The sequence below is a fragment of the Luteibacter sp. UNCMF366Tsu5.1 genome, assembly GCF_900119235.1.
Taxonomy (GTDB): domain Bacteria; phylum Pseudomonadota; class Gammaproteobacteria; order Xanthomonadales; family Rhodanobacteraceae; genus Luteibacter; species Luteibacter flocculans.
Genome location: NZ_FPIS01000003.1, coordinates 538,628 through 556,558 on the forward strand (window position 1 = coordinate 538,628; position 17,931 = coordinate 556,558).

The following is a 17,931-nucleotide window of genomic DNA, read 5'->3' on the forward strand; positions in this document are numbered from 1 at the left end:
TCAGGGCGCGCGACGCGGCCAGCCGGCAGCGAACGCAACCAATCCGGCCAATGCCATGCCGACCGCGGGCCAGAGGCCGTGAGACGCCAGTGTGCCGACCAGTGCGGCGCACAGCAGCAGCGACGCACCGAGCAACCCGCACGCGACCAGGCGACGCATCCGGCGTGCGTCATCGCGAGCCAACGCTAGCGCCAGGGGATCGGCGACTTCGCGGCGTTCGCCGCTGGCGACCTGGCGCAGGGCATCGCGCACCAGTTCGGGCATACGCGGTGCACTGTGAATCCATTCCGGCAGACGGCGGCGCACATCACGCAGCGTCGCACGCATGCTGTAGCGCTCGCGGAGGATGCGCTTCAGCACCGGGTGCGCCACGGCCCATATGTCGATGTCGGGATCGAGCGTGCGTCCGACACCTTCGATGTTGAGCAGCGTCTTCTGCAGCAGGATCAGCTGCGGCTGCAAGGTCAGTTCGAAACGACGCGCGGTCTGGAACAGCTTCACCACCAGCTCGGCGATGGAAATCTGCGCGAGCGGGCGGGTGAAGTACGGCTCGCACACCGTGCGTACGGCCGCTTCCAGTTCGTCCAGGCGAATGGTGGTGGGCATCCAGCCTGCCGCGACATGCAGTTGCGCGATGCGTGCGTAGTCGCGTTCGAACAGGGCGATGAAATTCTCGGCGAGCCAGTACTGGTCGGCTTCGGGCAAGGAACCCATGATGCCGAAGTCCAGCGCGATGAAACGCGGCTCGTCCACGCGCGAGGTGTCGACCCAGATGTTCCCCGGGTGTGCATCGGCGTGGAAGAAGTTGTCGCGGAAGACCTGCTCGTAGAAGAGTCGTACGCCCTTCGCGGCGAGGCGCTTGCGATCGAGTCCTGCAGCGTCGATCGCCGCCACGTCGTCGGCGCTCACGCCGCGCACGCGCTCCAGGGTAAGCACGCGTTCGGTGCTGAAGTCCCAATGCACTTCCGGCACGTACAGATCGATGCCGCTGGCAAAATTGCGGCGCAGGAGGCTTGCGCTGGCGCCTTCGCGCTGCAGGTCGAGTTCGTTGGAAAGCATCTTCTCGACTTCGGCCACCACTTCCAGCGGCCGGATCTTGTCGGCATTGGGATGCCAGCGCTGGGCGAGCTGACCCAGCGTGTGCAGCAGGTCGACGTCGGCGGCGATGCGGGTATCGATGCCCGGCCGCAGCACCTTGACCACCACCTCGCGGCCGTCGTGCAGGGTCGCTGCGTGAACCTGCGCGATGGACGCGGAGGCCAGCGCGGTTTCCTGGAACGATGCGAAGAGCACGCCGACGGGCGCTTTCAGTTCCCGTTCGACGATCGCACGGGCTTCGGCGCCGGGGAACGGCGGCACCTGATCCTGTAGCAAGGCGAGTTCGTCGGCGACATCCGCCGGAACGAGGTCGCGGCGCGTCGAAAGCACCTGACCGGCTTTGACGAAGATGGGCCCCAGCTCGGTGAGGGCGAGACGCAGACGCGCACCGCGCGGCAGCGCGCGCACCTCGGCGGTCGCCTTCGGGAAAAACGGCCGCACGATATTCAGTGGACGGACCAGGTGCGCGCCATCCACGAGATCGTCGAGCTGGTACTTGAGGAGGACGGCGGCCACACGCAGCAGGCGGGGCAGTAGACGCAGCGGCGTCATGCGCCGGTCCCCTTGATCATCCGTTCCAGCCGGGCGAACCGCGCCTCGGCGCGTTCGGCGCGTTCGCGCACGGCATCGACGCCGTCGAGGAACCCGTCCATTTCGCTCGGCGAGACCGCTACGCGCGCCTCGTCACGCAGCCAGTCCGCCGTGTCCTCGGTCAGATGCGCAGCGCTTTCGCGGGCGTGACCCAAGGCGTCGCGCAATGCTTTGGCCAGCGGCACGCCGATGACGTCGCCAAAGGTCTTTGCGAAGGCTTCCTCGATGTCGGGCGCATACTGCCGCGCAAGCCGTTCCAGCCGGCGAGCGAGTTCGGCATCGCCGGCGATGTCCACCTTTCCGGGTGCCACGCCGTCGTCATCGCGACGCAGCGCCATGGCGAGCAGGCTGCCTGGGGTCGCCTTGACGCGGAGTGTGCCGTTGTCTTCCGGCGGGCCCACGCGAAGCCGCCCCTTCGCCACGGAAACACGCAGGGCCAGGTCCGGACCATCCAGATGCACCTGGATGCTGCGGCCGTCGAGTGCGTCGAAGCGTGCGCGTGTATCGGGGTCGAGGTCCACGACGCGGTTGAGCGCCGCCTCCATGGCGCGGCCAGCGAGGGCGCGCAAGGGGCGGGGCAGGAAGCGGTTGGGGCCGGCGTCGGCCGCGGGGCGATCGGGAGTCATGCGGCCGATTGTAGCTTGGCGGGTCCGCAGCCACGCGTGAGCGCCACGTGTCTAAGGTGCCGCACCCTCGAACCCGGCCTGCCTCCACACTTCGAACACGGCGACCGCCACGGCGTTGGACAGGTTGAGGCTTCGGTTCCCGGGTCGCATGGGCAGGCGGATGCGCTGTGGCTCGGGCAGCGCGTCGATCACGTCGTCGGGCAGGCCTGCCGTTTCGCAGCCGAACAGCAGGGCGTCGCCGTTGGCGAAGGGCACGTCGGTATGCAGCCGGCGGCCGCGGGTCGAGAAGGCGAACACGCGTGGATGGCCGATGGCGTCGAGGCAGGCATCGAGATCGTCATGGACCGCGACGCGGGCGAACTCGTGGTAATCCAGCCCCGCGCGGCGGAGGCGGGCGTCGTCCAGCTCGAAACCGAGCGGTCGTACGAGGTGCAGGTCCGCGCCGGTATTGGCGCAGAGGCGAATCACGTTGCCCGTATTGGGCGGTATCTCGGGTCGGAAAAGGATGACGTGGGGCATGCCCCCATTATGAGGCCGCGCGCGGGCAGACGACGCCATCCGGGGGCAGGGCGCAGCTTGCCGCCGTGAGGCTTGTCGAAGCGCTCAGCGTCGCCAGTTGGATGGGCTCGCCGGCGTAGGTGAGCATGTTGCCCAGGATCAGGCCGCAAACCAGCAGCGACGCCACCAGCAGGCTGCGCAACATCAGGAGTTCGTGTTTCATGGTGTCGGTTCCTCAGGTTCGATAGGAGGGGTCAGAACATCTGGCCGAGGGTCAGGCCGCAGATCAGCATCGAGGTCACGAGCAGGCTGCGCAGCATCAACATTTCGTATTTCATGGCGTTCTCCTCAGGGCGTACCGGGGGAATGCCCTCCGGCTTGGCAGGACTAGTAACGCAAACGCCGTGCCAGCTTTCGATTGTCAGCAATGAGCTGATTCGTATGAGGTTTGTCAGGTCCGCTCAGAGGGCGACCGTGTCCGCGGACACTGCCCGCGCCGCACCGGACACCGTCCGAGGCTTTAAGTGGCGCCTGATTGCGCCTGACAGACGACGCGGGCTAGCCTGCGTGACCAGAGGCCACGAAGGCCCACTGAGGAGTCGTACATGAACCCATTCCGCGCCCTGCTGGTTGCCGGGCTGTCGTTTTTTATCGGTGCCGCGTCGGCTGCCCCCGTGTCGTCGGACGCCATTCCCGATATTCCCTACCAACGCTTCCAGTTGCCCAATGGGCTGACCGTCGTCGTGCACGAGGACCACAAGGCGCCTGTCGTCGCGGTCAGCATCTGGTACCACGTCGGCTCGGCAGACGAGCCTGCAGGCAAGACGGGCTTCGCCCATCTCTTCGAGCACCTCATGTTCTCCGGTTCGGAGAACCACAAGGGCACCTACTTCCAGCCGTTCGAGATGGCCGGTGCCACCGACATGAACGGCACGACCTGGTTCGACCGCACGAACTATTTCGAGACCGTGCCGACCACCGCGCTCGACATGGCGCTGTGGATGGAGTCCGACCGCATGGGTCATCTGCTGGGCGCCATCGGGCAGAAGGAACTGGATACGCAGCGCGGCGTGGTGCAGAACGAGAAGCGTCAGGACGAGAACCGCCCTTACGGGCGCGTCGATGAGAACGTGCTGGTCAACACCTATCCCGCCAATCATCCGTATCACCACGACACGATCGGCTCCATGGCCGACCTGGACGCCGCCTCGCTCGCCGACGTCAAGAAGTGGTTCCACGACTATTACGGCGCGGCCAACACCACGCTCGTGCTGGCTGGCGACATCACGGTCGCACAGGCCAAGGCGAAGGCCGAGAAGTACTTCGGCGATATCCCCGCCGGCCCGCCGGTGCCGCGTCAGCAGCCGTGGATCACGCCCGTGGAAAAGGCCACTCGCGGCGTGCAGCATGATCAGGTCGCGCAGGTTCGCATCATCCGCACATGGGTCGTGCCTCAGCTCGGCACCGACGATGCGATCCTGCTGGACCTCGCCACCACGGTGCTCGGCGGCGGCAAGACCTCGCGGCTGTATCAGCGGCTGGTCTACCAGGACAAGCTGGCCGACGACGTGAGTCTCGGCATCTCGCCGTTCGCCCTGGCCGGTCAGGTGCAGTTGACCGTCGCCGTGACGAACGGTGTGGATCCTGCCAAGGTCGAGGCGGCGATCGCGGACGTGTGGAAGACCTTCCTTGCCAACGGTCCGACCGAGGACGAGCTTGCTCGTGCGAAAGTGCTCAACCGCGCTGGGTTCATCCGCGGTCTCGAAAAGGTCGGTGGCTCGGGCGGCAAGGCCGCGATCCTCGCCGAGGGTCAGGTCTACCGGAACGATCCGGAGGCCTACAAGAAAGACCTCGCCCGTTCGGATGCGGCGACCGCCGCGTCGGTGCTGGCAGCCTCGAAGACGTGGCTGGGCAAGGGCAACTACACCTTGACCGTGCTGCCGGCAAAGCCAGGCCTCGATCCGGCGGCGGAAGACAAGGCGGTGGTGGGGCTCGGGCCGTCGAGCCAGCGTCCCGCAGTGGTCGAACCCCCGGCCAAGGCCTACACGGTCGCCGCCCCGGCGGTGGATCGCGCCAAGGGCGTGCCATCGGTCGACGCCTTCCCTGACCTGGTCTTTCCGGCCCTGCAGCGTGGACGCCTGAAGAACGGCATCGAGGTCGTGCTGGCGGAACGCCACACGGTGCCCGTGACCCAGATTCAGTTGCTGTTCGATGCGGGCTACGCGGCCGACCAAGGGCGCAAGCTCGGCACTGCCAGCTTCACCTCCGCCTTGCTGGAGGAAAGCACCACGTCGCTCGATTCTGTCGAGGTCGCGCGGCGCAAGGAGCGCCTCGGTGCCGCCGTGAACGCGGATTGCTCGCTCGACACGTGTGCGGTGGGCCTCAATGCGCTCAACGCCGAGCTGCCTCCGTCGCTGGCGTTGTTCGCGGACATCGTGCGTCATCCGGCCTTCAAGACCGAGGATGTCGAGCGCATCCGTGGGCAGTGGCTTGCGGGCATCGCGCAGGAGAAGACCGAGCCCACCGGTCTTGCCATGCGCACCTTGCCGCCGTTGCTCTACGGTCCGGACCACGCCTATGGCATACCGTTCACGGGCAGTGGCACCGCCGACGCGATCTCGTCGCTGACCGTGGACGACTTCAAGGGCTTCCAGCGGGACTTCCTGCGCCCCGACAACGTACGCATTCTGGTGGCGGGCGATACCACGCTGGCGGCGATCCTTCCGCAGCTCGATGCGGTGTTCGGCGACTGGACCCCGCCCACCACGCCCGTGCCGAAGAAGCGCATCGGCGAGGTCGCCGTGCAGACGAAGCCGCGCGTGTTCCTCATCAATCGCACGGACGCACCGCAATCGCTGATCCTCGCGGGCTTGCTCGCGCCGTCCACGAAAGCGAAGAACGCCATCGATCTTGGCATCGCCAACGGCGCGTTCGGCGGCACGTTCACGTCGCGTCTCAACATGAACCTGCGCGAGGAAAAACGCTGGGCCTACGGTGCCAGCAGCTTGCTCGCCGAAGCTCAGGGGCAGCGCCCCATGTTGATCTACGCGCCGGTGCAGACCGACAAGACGGCGGAATCGGCGGCGGAAATTCTCAAGGAAGCCAAGGCGGTCGTCGGTGCCAAGCCGCTGACCGACGATGAGATTGCGAAGATCCGCGCGCAGCGCATCCGTGCCCTGCCGGGCAGCTTCGAAACCACCGGCTCGGTACTGGGCGCCATGAGCGGCATCGTCGTCTACGACCGTCCCGACGACTACGTGCAGACGCTCAAGCCGCGTATCGAAGCCGTAGATCGCAAGGCTGCGGAAGCGGCACTCAGTGCCGTCGTACGTCCGGATGCGATCACCTGGGTGATCGTGGGCGACCTGCGCAAGATCGAGGCCCCGGTGCGCGCCTTGCACCTCGGCGAAGTGCAGGTGATCGACGCCGATGGGCATCCGGTCAAGCAAGCGGCCGCGTCCGGTGGTGCACATACGAAGGCGCCGGTAGCGGAACCTTCGAAGCCCTGAGGACGATGGGGCGCGATCGATCGTCGCGCCCCATCGCTCGTCCGGCTAGCATAGCCATCCACGTTCCACCGGAGTTCCCCATGCGCAAGATCCTGATACTCGCCATTCCCCTCGCTCTCTCGGCATGTACCTGGGGGATCAAGCTGGACGATGCCGCCCGCAACGTGCGCACCGCCTGGAACGGCGACGTGGGCAGTTGCCATGAGCAAGGCAAGGTCACCGTGTCGGTCATGAACCGCGTCGGCCCCGTCGATCGCAACGACCTCAAGGTTCGCGACGAACTCGAAGTGCTGGCACGCAACGAGGCCGCCAAGATGGGCGCGGACACCATCAAGCCGTTGGGCGAGCCGAATGAAGGCTCGCAGGACTGGGGCGCCTACAGTTGCGGTAGCCGGTCGGTCGCGCCGGCACGCAATGCCGACACGCCGCCTCCACCGGCCGCCACCACGCCGCAAGGCGGTTTCGAGACGGTGCCGCTCAAGAACTGACGCGTCACACGCACGATGAGGCGGGCGATGTGCCGATAGCCCGCCTTGTCCCAGGCTTCTACCTTCGTGGCTCCTCCCATGAAGGACGTTTCCATGGAACGGATAGCCATCGGCGCACGACTCAGGCGACTTGCGCTGTCCTTACCGGTCGTGTTCTCGGCCATGATTGGGCCCGCATGGTCGACGCCCGCGGCGGAACTGCCGTTCAAGCAGCTCCGCTTGCCCAACGGTCTTACCGTCCTGGTTCATGAGGACCACGCCGTGCCGCTCGTTTCGATCGGCGTCTGGTACCGCGTCGGTTCGGCAGACGAACCCACAGGGCGTTCCGGATTCGCACACCTGTTCGAACACCTCATGTTCTACGGGTCCGAGCACTACGAGGGTTCGTTCATCGACGCCATGCATGCCCTGGGCGGCAGCGGCGTCAACGGCACCACCTCGTTGGATCACACGGTGTATTACGAGACGGTCCCCACCGAGGCGGTCGATCGTGCGCTGTGGCTGGAATCGGATCGCATGGGCCACCTGCTCGGCGCGTTGACCCAGCAGCGTCTGGATACCCAGCGTGGCGTCGTGGAGAACGAGCGGCGACAGCGTTACGACACGCCGCTCGGCAGAGCCTGGCCGAGGCTTCTCCGTCACGTCTTTCCGGCGAATCATCCCTACCACCGCGATCCCATCGGGCTGCCGGCAGACTTGGCTAAAGCATCGCTGGACGACGTCAAGGCCTGGTTCCGAGACCACTATGGCGCCGCCAACGTGGTGCTCGTGCTGGCGGGCGACATCACGCCCGACGAGGCGCGCAACAAGGCGATGACCTACTTCGCGGATGTGGCGCCGGGCCCGGAGCAGGATCGCCAACAACCGTGGTTCGCGCCGTTGGATGCGCCATCGCGCAGTGTGATGCACGACCACGTGGCGCAGCGCCGTGTTGTCAGGGCGTGGCCGGTACCGGAGGCCGGATCGCCATCCGATGCGGCCCTCGGGCTCGTTGCGGACGTCCTCGGCGGCGACAGGCGCTCTTTGCTGCATCGGCGTCTCGTCGAGACCGAACACCTCGCCAGCGAGGTGAGCGCAGAGGTGACCCCAATGGGCCTGGCCAGCATATTCGTCATTTCGGTCGCGATCAGCGACCACGCGGATGTGGCTGCCGTGGAGCGCGTGCTGGACGACGAACTGCGCCGCTTCATCGACAACGGGCCTTCCGCTGACGATCTGCATCGCACGCTCGCGCATGCAGAAACCGATATGGCATTGCTTACCGAGTCGCTGAGTGCGCGCGGCGAAGTGCTTGCTCGTGGCTTGCTGCAACACGACAACCCGTGGGCCAGTCTTCGACAACGCCAACTCGCCGTACAATTGACGCCGGCTCATGTGGCGCGCGAAGCCGTCTGGTTGCTTCGACCCGCGCATACGTTGCACGTGCTTCCGGCGCACGACGGCTTCGATGGCGAAGCCGAGGATCTCGCCGACGAAGGTCGCGCGGCATCCGCCGCCAAGCCCGCGCCTGTGCGCGTTTCCACCGCAGGGCTGCATCCGGTTGCGGGTTGGTCGGCAGATCGCCGGCAACTGCCGGCCGTTGGCGAGGCGTTTCCCGAGCCGCGGCTTCCCGCTCTGGAACGGGCACGACTGCCGAACGGCGCCGAAGTGATTCTGGCCCCGCGACCCGGCACCGATCTCGTCCATGTACGCTTTCTCTTCGACGGTGGCACCGCCGCCGAGCAGCGGTATCCACCGGGCACGGCACCTTTCACCATGAGCATGCTGCGCGAGGGTGCGACCACGACGGACAGCCGCGAGGTCCAAGAAAGGGAGGGCTGGCTGGGCGTCAAGGTCAGCGACGGTTGCGACACCGACACATGCTTCCTCGATCTTGCCGTGCCCCGTCGACGCTTCGCCGACGCAGTCACTCTTGCGGTCGATACGCTGCGCCACCCCACGTTCCTTTCGGCCGACATCGCGCGGCGGCATGCGGCCTGGTTGTCGGAGTCGACTTCGCAAGAAGCCGACGCGTATCAGTTCGCGGCAGACGTCATGTCGCGCCTGTTGTACGGCGAAGGTCATCCGTATGCCGCGTTGGCTCCGTCGATCGACGCTCACCCGTCCATGGCGCCATTCGACAGTGCCGTGCTGCACGCCTACCACGGCGCCTTCATTCGCCCGGACAACGTCCGCGTGGTGGTGGTCGGCGACGTATCGCTGGCCTCGTGCATAGACACGCTGGCGGCCGTGCTTGGCGACTGGACGGCACCGCCGGGTCCTGTGCCGTTGCCAAGCACAGCGGTAGCCGTTCCCGAGCCAGGCGAGGTGGCCTATCTGATCGACAGGCCGCGTGCGGGGCAATCGCATATCGCCATCGGCATGTTCGCGTTGCCAGCGGGCGACGACGTGGCTCTGGGTGTCGCGAACATGGTCTTCTGGGGCGCTTCGGGATCGCGTCTGGACAACCTTCTGCGCGATACGAAGGGCTGGAGCTACGGTGTCGAGAGCACGCTGGCGCAGCAACGTGGACCGCGGCCGCTGTTGTTTCAGGTGCCTGTGCAGACCGATCGAACGGGCGACGCCATCGATGCGGTTCGGAGCGAGGTTGCCGCTCTCGTCAATAATCACACTCCGCTCGCCGAAGAAGCCGTCGATGCGACGCGCATGGGCGTCGCCCGCTCGATCGTGGGGATGCTCGAATCGGGAGACGCCATGCTGGCCAACGTGTCCGCGCAACGGGTTCTCGGTCGGTCCGACGATTTCTGGCAACGCCTCCCGACTCTGCTTCGCCAGACCAATGCGGCAGCGGCGAATTCAGCCATTCAATCGGTTCTCAGCAATGCACGCATGACCTGGTTGATCATGGGGGATCGTAGCGTGGTGGAAGGCCCGCTCAGACAGCGCTTTCCCAGCCTTCGCCTGCTCGACGCCGATGGCCGGGCCATCGACTGATCGCGTAGGTCAGAGCATGTTCACGCCTTCGCTCGCACGCGCGGCGAAGGCGCCTGTCAGCCAGTCGATGAACACCCGCACGCGCGGCGACAACTGACGGTTGTGCGGATACAGCAGCGAGACGGGCGAGGGCGTGGGCGGGTGCTCGGGCAATACCTCCACCAGCGTGCCGGCTGCGAGATCCTCGGCCACGTGGTATCGCGGTACCTGGATGAGGCCGAGCCCGAGCCGCGCGATCACGAGGTTGGTTTCCGCACCCGTCACGGTCACTACCGACGGTAGCGACACGTGGCGGATGTCATGGCCGTCAACGAATTCCAGCGGCAGCGTGCTGCCCGTGGCGGTCGAGAGAAATCCAATCGCGACGTGACCTTCCAGATCGCCGAGCGATGTCGGCGTCCCGTGGCGTTCGAGATACGCGGGACTGGCGCAGGTCACTTCGTCGAGCAGGGCAATGCGCCGGCCTACCATCGTGCTGTCGCTCAGTTCGCCGACGCGAAGCACGCAGTCCACGCCTTCGCGAACCAGGTCCACCCAGCGATCGCCTTCGCCGATGTGGATGCGCAATGCGGGATACCGCGTGAGGAAATCCGGCAGCAGCGGCAGGACGAATGCGCGCGCCAAGGTGCCGTGCACGTCCACGCGAAGCAGCCCGCTCGGACGAGCCTCGCCGAAGGCAGCCTCGGCATCCTCGATATCCGCGAGGATCGCCACGCAGCGGCGGTAGTACGCCTCGCCGTCGAGCGTCGGACTCACCTGCCGCGTGGTCCGTTGCAGCAGCCGAACGCCCAGCCGGGTCTCCAGCCGCTTGATCGCTTGGGTGGCCGTCGAACGCGGCAGGTCGAGGTCGGTGGCCGCCAGGGTGAAGCTGCGTCGCTCCACGATGCGGACGAAGAGCCGCATCGTTTCGAACCGGTCGAGAGCCATGATTATTCCATTGAATGGAATGTTGATGGCACATATTGGGCGATTATCCGCGGCGCATCAACGCTCATGCTTTCCCTACCCGGCAATTCCGCCGGAAGGAGAACCGACATGAACGTGAAGTCGAACGAGAAGGTCGCCATCGTGACCGGGGCCTCGCGCGGTATCGGTGCCGCCGTGGCGAAGCGTCTGGCACGTGACGGTTACACGGTGGTCGTGAACTACGCCGGCAACGCCCAGGCGGCCGAAAGCGTGGTGCACGAGATCGAAGTGGCAGGTGGCCGCGCGATAAGCGCGCAGGCGGACGTGTCCAAGGTGGCTGACGCGCGCCGTCTGTTCGACAAGGCCGGGGAAGTCTTTGGCGGCGTGGACGTGCTGGTGAACAACGCGGGGGTGATGATCCTCTCCAGCGTCGCCGAGCTGAAGGACGACGATTTCGACCGGCTCTTCGAGGTCAATGTAAAGGGCAGCTACAACACCATGCGTGAAGCGGCCCGCCGTCTCCGCGCAAGCGGTCGGATCGTCAACTTCTCGTCCAGTGTGGTCAGCCTGCTGCAACCGACGTACGCCGCTTATGCCGCAACGAAGGCGGCCATCGATGCCACCACCATGGTCCTTGCGCGCGAACTGCGCGGTCGCGGCATCACGGTGAACGCCATCGCGCCAGGTCCGACCGGTACGGACCTGTTCCTCGACGGCAAATCCCCGGAGTTGGTGGACCGCCTCGCAAAGCTTTCCCCGTTGGAGCGTCTCGGCACGCCCGAAGACATCGCTTCCGCTGTCGCCTTCCTTGTCGGCCCCGATGGCGGCTGGATCAACGGTCAGGTGCTGCGCGCCAACGGCGGCGTCGTCTGAGCCCACTTTTCTCACGCCTTCTCCCGCGGAGCGACTTTCATGAAGCAGATCATCCTCATCACTGGCGCATCGAGTGGCTTCGGCTTGCTGACTGCCCGTGCCCTCGCCGATGCCGGACACACCGTCTACGCCAGCATGCGCGACATCGCCGGACGCAACGCTGCGCAGGCCGAAGCCGTGCGCAAGGAAGCGTCGGAGCGCAACGTCGACCTGCGTGTAGTCGAGCTGGACGTGACGTCCGACGACTCGGCCCGGAGCGCCATCGACACCATCCTGCGCAACGACGGTCGCTTGGACGTGCTCGTCCACAATGCCGGGCATATGGTTTTCGGACCGGCCGAGGCCTTCACTGCGGAACAGTACGCGCAGCTTTACGACGTGAACGTGCTCGGCACGCAGCGGGTCAATCGCGCGGCCTTGCCGGCCATGCGGCGCCAGCGCAACGGGCTGGTGCTTTGGGTTTCGTCGAGCAGCACGCGCGGTGGCACACCGCCGTTCCTCGCACCGTATTTCGCAGCAAAGGCGGCCATGGATTCACTGGCGGTGAGCTACGCGGGCGAGCTGACCCGGTGGGGCATCGAGACGTCCATCATGGTGCCTGGCGCGTTCACCAAGGGCACCAACCATTTCGCGCATGCCGGCAAGCCGGTAGACGGAGCGCGCGAAGCGGAATACATGCAGGGTCCGTATGCCGGCATGCCGGAGAAGATCCTGAAGGGCCTGGCGAGCCTCGAACCGGCCGACGCGGATGCCGCCGAAGTGGCGCGCAAGATCGTGGACGTGGTGAACCTGCCCTCCGGCAAGCGCCCGTTCCGCGTGCACGTGGACCCCTCGCAGGACGGCGCGGAAATCGTCAACGGCGTCGCGGATCGCGTCCGCCGCGAGTTGTTCTGGCGCGCGGGCATCGAGGACCTGCTGACGCCGAACGTCTGAGCGTGCGACCGAAACCCATCGTTCGCCGCGGGCCGGTGACCTGCGGCGACCCTGTTGACGGGGCGCAGTGAATCCTGCTGTACTATTTGCACTAGTACACATGGTTCACCGTGATGACCCGTATCCAGGCTTTGCCCATCCAGATCGCGACCGGCGATCCCCGTCCCATCGGCAAGCAGATCGTCGATGCCGTGCGCATGCGCATCGCCACGGGCGAGCTCGAGCCCGGGGCACGGCTTCCGAGCGTGCGCGGCCTCGCGCAGCAATTGACGATCAATCCCAACACCGTCGCCAAGGCGTACGCGGAGCTGACCGCGGAGGGATGGTTGGAATCTCGCCAGGGGCTCGGCCTGTACGTCGCGCCCCCTCGCCAGCGGTTGAGTGCGGCGGAACGCGACCGCCGCATGGACGAGGCGATTCAGGCGTTCGTCCATGAGGTGGCTGCGCTCGACTACCCGCCCGACCGCGCCATCGCCCGCCTCGACAAGGCGTTGAGCGTACTCGCGAAGAAGTCCGCCTGAGTCCCGCCAAGGAACGCCCATGAACGAGACGACGCACACCGGGTATGTGATCGAAACGCGCGGCCTGACCAAGCGCTACGGGAAGAAGATCGCCATCGACCAATTGGACCTCGCGATCGAGAGCGGCTGCGTGCATGCGATCGTCGGTGCGAATGGTGCCGGCAAATCGACGTTGTTTCGCATCCTGCTCGGCTTTCTTCCCGCCACCTCGGGGGAGGCGCGCATCCTCGGGCGCGACAGTCGCCGGCTGACCCCGTCCGACCGCGAACGGATCGGCTTCGTCAACGAAGAGCACACGCTACAGGGCTGGATGACCGTTGCTGCCGTTACCGCCATGCAGCGGCGCCAGTACCCCCGCTGGAGCCAGGCCGCTTTCGACGAAGTGATAGGGCACTACAACGTGCAGACGACGCAGAAGGTGAGCCAGCTTTCGCGCGGCGAGCGCGCGGGCTTCAATCTCGCGCTCAGTCTCGCGCAACGCCCCGAACTGCTCGTGCTCGACGAGCCGACGCTCGGCCTCGACGTCGTCGCCAAGCGCGCCTTTCTCGAGACCTTGCTTCACTCCAATGCCGTGGAAGGTTGCACGGTCATCTACTGCTCGCACCAGATGGAAGAAGTGGAACGCGTGGCGGACAACCTCATCATCATGGAGCGCGGCATGCTGCGGAACGTCTCGCCGCCCGATGATTTCCGCGCGCGTGTATCGCACTGGGTGGTCGACATTCCGTTTCGTGGGCCGGACCCGCGCACGATACCGGGCCTGCTCGATGCGCAGCGTATCGATGGCATCCATCACTACCTGGTGCTCGATCAAGGCGAAGACTTCGCGGACTTTCTTCGCGCGTGCGGCGCCCGCGATATCCATTGCCTGCCGGTGAGTCTCGACCGTGCGGTCAACGGCTTTCTTTCCAAGCAGCACGCAGCCCCCGTGGCCGCCTGATCGCTCATTCGTCCAGGGGATTCCTCATGCGCGACATCGTCAAGGCCGAATGGCTGCGTTACCAGCTCTGGATCCTCGCCTTCGCGGCGGTTCACTTGCTGGTGCTGGTGTTCTTCAATCGGCTGACGGATCTCGGCCAGCAGCCGATCAACGTACGCCGTCTGTTCGGCGCGGTGTATGCGCTTACCGGCATCCTGCTCGGGTTGCATCAGATGGGCAGCTGGCGCCGACCGAACCAGTGGATCAACCTTCTGCACAGACCGGTGGCGCCGTGGCGTATCGGTGCTGGCCTGCTCGGCGCAGGCACGATGGCGATGCTGGTGGCGGTCGCGCTTCCGATCGCGATCGTCGTGGCCTGGCAGGTGTGGGGTACGGCGCGCATCGTTGAAATGCGCCAAGCGATCCTGCCGGTTGCGGCAATGCTTGTCGCCATGGGCGGCTATCTGGCGGGAGCCTACGGCGTGCTCGCCGATCGCCGCTGTGCCATCGCAGGTTTGGTGCCGCTCGCCTGGGTGGCGGTATCGGATGCCACGGGACTCGCGGCACTGGTGGTTCAGGCACTCGCCTGCGTGATGCTGCTGGCGATGGTGTGGATCGCCTTCCGTCCCGATCTTGGTGAACCACCGCGTACGGCGGCCGGCATGGTGGTGACCGCCGTGCCGGTGCAACTCGCGGTCTACGCCGGGCTGCTTCTCCTGGGCTTCGTTGGCGAACTGTCGTGGATCATGCTGGGCACGCATCCGAACAACATGGGTACGCCACCCCGCGGTGGCGTGGTGGAAGCCGAACGCATGTCGGGGCGCGAGCGCATGATCGCGGGCCTGGTGAAGGCGACATCGCCGGATGCGGCGCTGTGGCGTGAGCAGGTCGTTCTGTCTGACGTACATGCGCTGGAACGGCAGATGCGTGGCGTTCCCACGCGTGGCGAAGTGAACAACACCGTGCCTCTCGCCTTCGACGATGCGGAAACGCGAACGCAGTGGACGTTCAGTCATGCGCGAATGCGTTTCGAGGGAACCGGTATCGTAGATGGACGGCGTAGTGGCGAGCTGGGCGTGGGTACCGAAAACGCAGCCTTCGGCGCCATTGCGTCGCCTGCCGGTGTGCTTCCCGGCATGGCTAAAGGCGACGTGGCGATCGTGGCGGGAAACACGCTTTACCAATACCTCTCGGCCACGCGCATCATCGTGCCGCGGACGAGCGTGCCCGCAGGCGAATGGCTGCTGGGCACGACACCGGTCGGTGGCAGTCTCGCCGCACTGACCGATCGAGCCGTCTATCTGTTCGACGGGCGACATCTTCTCGATGGCGATACGCCGTCATCTCCGCGCTATCGCGTCGACATCCCAGGGAAGCCCGGCGACCTCCATGCGGCAGACCTGGTGGAGCTGGTAGACGGCTATCTCCTATCGTTCACCTTTACCGAGCGCGCGCACACCTTGCTCGGCGCACCGCCGTACCAGACGATTCTGTGGGTGAGTGACAACGGCCGCGTCACGCCGGTAGCCACGCGGCTTATTCACCAGGATTTCCCGGCCCTCTTCCGCTACAAAGCATGGTGGTCGTCACCTGCGCTGTACGCCGTGCGCCAAGCGGCGACCCGATGGCTCGCACCGCAAGATCCGTTGAGCGAGACCGCGGTGCCGCCCATTCCCGACGCCGTACGAATGCTGGCCGCTGCGCTCGCGCTGCTTTCGCTGGCGATTGGCGGATGGTTCGCCGTGCATCGGTTGTCGTCCCTCTCGTCCCGCATCGTCTGGACGCTCGCGTGCGGATGCATCGGTATACCCGCATTGATCAGCCTCCTGCTCGTCGTTCCGCGGCGCGAACGTCTGGTCGACGCGTCGTTTCGTTCCGTCCCCGCCAGCTAACGCGCCAAGGAGAAGAAGATGACACCGTTCCGGGTATGGCTCGGGGCGCTCGGCGCGCTCGTCTTCGCGTCGTCGTGTTTCGCGGCGGACGATGCCTTCGAGCGTGCGCTTGCGATCGAACGTGGACGGCCGCAAGCGGTTCGATTCGCGCGTGATGCGTTTCTGGTCCGGCCTTCGATTGCCGATGTGACCTTGTCGCCGGACGGCGAGCGATACGCCTTCATTCGCGGCGTGGACGATGCGCGAGGGCTCTGGTTGGCGTCGTCCGTCGATGGTTCCGAACGACAGGTGCTTGCGTCCACGGATGCCAAGGCGTTGGCATGGACACGCGATGGCCGCTGGTTGCTGGTGGTGTCCTCGCGGCGTCTGTTCGCCGTCGCTGCTGTGGGGCAGGGCGGTTCGCGTCTGCTTGCCGAACTCGGTGGCGCGGAGGAGCGAAGCTTCATGGATGCCGATCCCCTCAGGGACGCCGCGGCGATCGTGCGCGAGCGGACCCTGGCGCCTACCGGGTCGACGAAGTCATGGCGGCTCGTGCGCGTTTACGTCGATGGTCGCCGTCAGGTACTGACGGAAACGCGGGATCGCGTCACCGGCTATGCGCTCGACGCGAATGGGCGACTAGCCTATCTGCAGGTGATGCAGGACGACCGTCTGCTCACATGGCGGATGGCTGCCGACGGCACAAGGCAGGACGTGCTCCATTGCGAGCGCATGCATCGCTGCGGGTTGTGGCCGCGCACCGACGACGCGGGGAGGATGCTGTTCGCTGGCGACCTCGGAGGCAGCCTGCGCCGCCTGCAGCGGCTCGAACCCGATGGTTCGGTGACCGACGTGCTTGCCGATCCGCGCGGTGAGGCCGATCTGGACGACTTCATCGCGGACCCGGCATCGGGTGCGCCCGGTCTCGTGACCTTTCGCGGAACGCTAGTCACTGTTCGAGGCGTGGACCGCGCAATGCAGGCGCATATCGACGCGATCGAACGGCGGTACCAAGGGCGTGCCTTGACGCTGCAACCCGGACGTTCCCGCTGGCTGGTGGTAGAGCGAGGCGGTGCGCTGCAGGGCGCCCGCTATCACCTCTATGACCCGACGAACGGACAGGTCAGCGACATTCTCGACGATCCGCCGCGTCGCGCACGCGACGACGGCGCCGCATCGTGGCTGCCGGAGTCCGCCATGGCGCGGCAATTGCCGTTCTCGTGGACGGCGTCCGATGGCATGCGTCTGCACGGCTTCGTGCGCGTGCCGCCAGGGCGCGATCCTGCCCACGTGCCGCTCGTTGCCATGATCCACGGGGGGCCGTGGGGTCAGGTGGCCGCAGAAGAATTCGGTACGGGTTATGCGCAGTTCCTGGTCAACCGAGGCTATGCCGTATTCGAACCGAACTTCCGCGGGTCCACAGGCTTCGGGCGCGACTACATGCTCGCTGCGAACGGCGACTTCGGTAACGGTCGGGTGCAGCGCGACATCGTAGAAGGCACGCAAGCGCTGCTTGCGGCGGGGATCGGCGATCGGGGCCGCGTCGGCATCGTCGGTGCGTCGTTCGGCGGCTACGCCACGTTGCTCGGACTCACCTGGCAGCCTGAGCTGTTCCGCGTCGGCGTGGCCTTCGTGCCACCTGCGGATTTCGCCTGGGATCTCACCTGGATCACGCGGACGCGAGAAGCGCAGGTGCTGTCCGCCGTCTTGCCCTTCGAACGTTGGATGTCGCTTGTCGCACTCGATCTGAACGACCCCGCACGCATGGCTCCGCTGCATGCGCAATCGCCCCTCGCGAACGCGGAGCGCATGAGCCGCCCGCTGACGATTCTTGCCGGCGGCGACGACCAACGCGTGGCCTTGCGCGGCGTGCTCGGCTACGTGGCGCGGCTGACGCTGCTGGATAAGAACGTGACGCTGCTGGTGGACCCCGCCGCGGGACACCACAACGACCGCGTCGTCGCCAAGGAAGCCGGCCTGTACCTGACGGCCGAAACCCTGCGTACCGCCCTCGGCGGCCCCGCCGAAATTCCGCCCGATCCCGCATTGAGCCAGTATCTGAGGACAAACCTGCGGGTGAGTGGCGGAGCGCTCGCAGCGGGTAGGACGGATGGGGCCCTTCTCGGGCATCGTTAACCCGCCAGTGGCGCAACCTCATGAAGTG

The 17,931-nt window shown here is 66.1% G+C and carries 15 protein-coding genes; 9 read left to right on the forward strand and 6 right to left on the reverse strand.

Annotated features, from left to right (window positions below):
* From ubiB to BT115_RS18690, 5 genes are read right to left on the reverse strand one after another with little or no spacing between them, the layout of a single operon-like run.
* Positions 1–1,650, reverse strand: a complete 1,650-nt coding sequence (ubiB, locus tag BT115_RS16130) for a ubiquinone biosynthesis regulatory protein kinase UbiB (RefSeq protein ID WP_072323623.1) — start codon at positions 1,648–1,650, stop codon at positions 1–3.
* Positions 1,647–2,315, reverse strand: coding sequence for a ubiquinone biosynthesis accessory factor UbiJ (locus BT115_RS16135; protein ID WP_072323624.1), 669 nt, complete (start codon positions 2,313–2,315; stop codon positions 1,647–1,649). Before BT115_RS16135 ends, ubiB begins: the two co-directional genes overlap by 4 nt.
* Before the next feature lie 51 nt (positions 2,316–2,366).
* Positions 2,367–2,834 (reverse strand): tRNA (cytidine(34)-2'-O)-methyltransferase, encoded by a 468-nt coding sequence (locus tag BT115_RS16140; RefSeq protein ID WP_072323625.1) that lies wholly within the window; start codon positions 2,832–2,834, stop codon positions 2,367–2,369.
* 7 nt (positions 2,835–2,841) lie between these two features.
* Positions 2,842–3,036 carry a hypothetical protein gene (locus tag BT115_RS16145; protein WP_072323626.1) on the reverse strand — a complete coding sequence of 65 codons (195 nt, stop codon included), beginning with the start codon at positions 3,034–3,036 and terminating at the stop codon, positions 2,842–2,844.
* A 31-nt stretch (positions 3,037–3,067) separates the two neighbouring features.
* Positions 3,068–3,241, reverse strand: a complete 174-nt coding sequence (locus BT115_RS18690) for a hypothetical protein (protein WP_177257432.1) — start codon at positions 3,239–3,241, stop codon at positions 3,068–3,070.
* A 177-nt stretch (positions 3,242–3,418) separates the two neighbouring features.
* Between BT115_RS18690 and BT115_RS16150 the strand changes: the two genes are divergently transcribed.
* The 3 genes from BT115_RS16150 to BT115_RS16160 all read left to right on the forward strand — a co-directional run bounded on the left by BT115_RS16150 (position 3,419) and on the right by BT115_RS16160 (position 9,744).
* Positions 3,419–6,322: a M16 family metallopeptidase gene (locus BT115_RS16150; RefSeq protein WP_072323627.1), complete on the forward strand. Its 2,904-nt coding sequence runs from the start codon at positions 3,419–3,421 to the stop codon at positions 6,320–6,322.
* 80 nt (positions 6,323–6,402) lie between these two features.
* Complete coding sequence (locus tag BT115_RS16155) at positions 6,403–6,810, forward strand: DUF4156 domain-containing protein (protein ID WP_072323628.1); 408 nt, start codon at positions 6,403–6,405, stop codon at positions 6,808–6,810.
* A gap of 93 nt (positions 6,811–6,903) precedes the next feature.
* Positions 6,904–9,744 (forward strand): M16 family metallopeptidase, encoded by a 2,841-nt coding sequence (locus tag BT115_RS16160; protein WP_072323629.1) that lies wholly within the window; start codon positions 6,904–6,906, stop codon positions 9,742–9,744.
* A gap of 9 nt (positions 9,745–9,753) precedes the next feature.
* On the opposite strand, the gene BT115_RS16165 is transcribed toward BT115_RS16160, so the two are convergent.
* Complete coding sequence (locus BT115_RS16165) at positions 9,754–10,671, reverse strand: LysR family transcriptional regulator (protein ID WP_072323630.1); 918 nt, start codon at positions 10,669–10,671, stop codon at positions 9,754–9,756.
* Between the two features lie 108 nt (positions 10,672–10,779).
* On the opposite strand from BT115_RS16165, the gene BT115_RS16170 reads away from it, so the two are divergent.
* From BT115_RS16170 to BT115_RS16195, 6 genes are all read left to right on the forward strand, one after another.
* Complete coding sequence (locus BT115_RS16170; RefSeq protein ID WP_072323631.1) at positions 10,780–11,523, forward strand: SDR family oxidoreductase; 744 nt, start codon at positions 10,780–10,782, stop codon at positions 11,521–11,523.
* Between the two features lie 39 nt (positions 11,524–11,562).
* Positions 11,563–12,456: an SDR family oxidoreductase gene (locus BT115_RS16175; RefSeq protein WP_072323632.1), complete on the forward strand. Its 894-nt coding sequence runs from the start codon at positions 11,563–11,565 to the stop codon at positions 12,454–12,456.
* A 113-nt stretch (positions 12,457–12,569) separates the two neighbouring features.
* Positions 12,570–12,977, forward strand: a complete 408-nt coding sequence (locus tag BT115_RS16180; RefSeq protein ID WP_072323633.1) for a GntR family transcriptional regulator — start codon at positions 12,570–12,572, stop codon at positions 12,975–12,977.
* A 19-nt stretch (positions 12,978–12,996) separates the two neighbouring features.
* Positions 12,997–13,917: an ABC transporter ATP-binding protein gene (locus BT115_RS16185; protein WP_072323634.1), complete on the forward strand. Its 921-nt coding sequence runs from the start codon at positions 12,997–12,999 to the stop codon at positions 13,915–13,917.
* 26 nt (positions 13,918–13,943) lie between these two features.
* Entirely contained in the window at positions 13,944–15,788 is a 1,845-nt protein-coding gene (locus tag BT115_RS16190; RefSeq protein ID WP_072323635.1) for a hypothetical protein, read from the forward strand.
* An 18-nt stretch (positions 15,789–15,806) separates the two neighbouring features.
* Positions 15,807–17,903, forward strand: coding sequence for a S9 family peptidase (locus BT115_RS16195; protein WP_072323636.1), 2,097 nt, complete (start codon positions 15,807–15,809; stop codon positions 17,901–17,903).
* Positions 17,904–17,931: the final 28 nt, after the last annotated feature.

Bases quoted from the DNA above. Each gene is read 5' to 3' on its own strand.
- ubiB (WP_072323623.1), bottom strand. From the start codon at position 1,650: ATGACGCCGCTGCGTCTACTGCCCCGCCTGCTGCGTGTGGCCGCCGTC.
- BT115_RS16135 (WP_072323624.1), bottom strand. From the start codon at position 2,315: ATGACTCCCGATCGCCCCGCGGCCGACGCCGGCCCCAACCGCTTCCTG.
- BT115_RS16140 (WP_072323625.1), bottom strand. From the start codon at position 2,834: ATGCCCCACGTCATCCTTTTCCGACCCGAGATACCGCCCAATACGGGC.
- BT115_RS16145 (WP_072323626.1), bottom strand. From the start codon at position 3,036: ATGAAACACGAACTCCTGATGTTGCGCAGCCTGCTGGTGGCGTCGCTG.
- BT115_RS16150 (WP_072323627.1), top strand. From the start codon at position 3,419: ATGAACCCATTCCGCGCCCTGCTGGTTGCCGGGCTGTCGTTTTTTATC.
- BT115_RS16155 (WP_072323628.1), top strand. From the start codon at position 6,403: ATGCGCAAGATCCTGATACTCGCCATTCCCCTCGCTCTCTCGGCATGT.
- BT115_RS16160 (WP_072323629.1), top strand. From the start codon at position 6,904: ATGGAACGGATAGCCATCGGCGCACGACTCAGGCGACTTGCGCTGTCC.
- BT115_RS16165 (WP_072323630.1), bottom strand. From the start codon at position 10,671: ATGGCTCTCGACCGGTTCGAAACGATGCGGCTCTTCGTCCGCATCGTG.
- BT115_RS16170 (WP_072323631.1), top strand. From the start codon at position 10,780: ATGAACGTGAAGTCGAACGAGAAGGTCGCCATCGTGACCGGGGCCTCG.
- BT115_RS16175 (WP_072323632.1), top strand. From the start codon at position 11,563: ATGAAGCAGATCATCCTCATCACTGGCGCATCGAGTGGCTTCGGCTTG.
- BT115_RS16180 (WP_072323633.1), top strand. From the start codon at position 12,570: ATGACCCGTATCCAGGCTTTGCCCATCCAGATCGCGACCGGCGATCCC.
- BT115_RS16185 (WP_072323634.1), top strand. From the start codon at position 12,997: ATGAACGAGACGACGCACACCGGGTATGTGATCGAAACGCGCGGCCTG.
- BT115_RS16190 (WP_072323635.1), top strand. From the start codon at position 13,944: ATGCGCGACATCGTCAAGGCCGAATGGCTGCGTTACCAGCTCTGGATC.
- BT115_RS16195 (WP_072323636.1), top strand. From the start codon at position 15,807: ATGACACCGTTCCGGGTATGGCTCGGGGCGCTCGGCGCGCTCGTCTTC.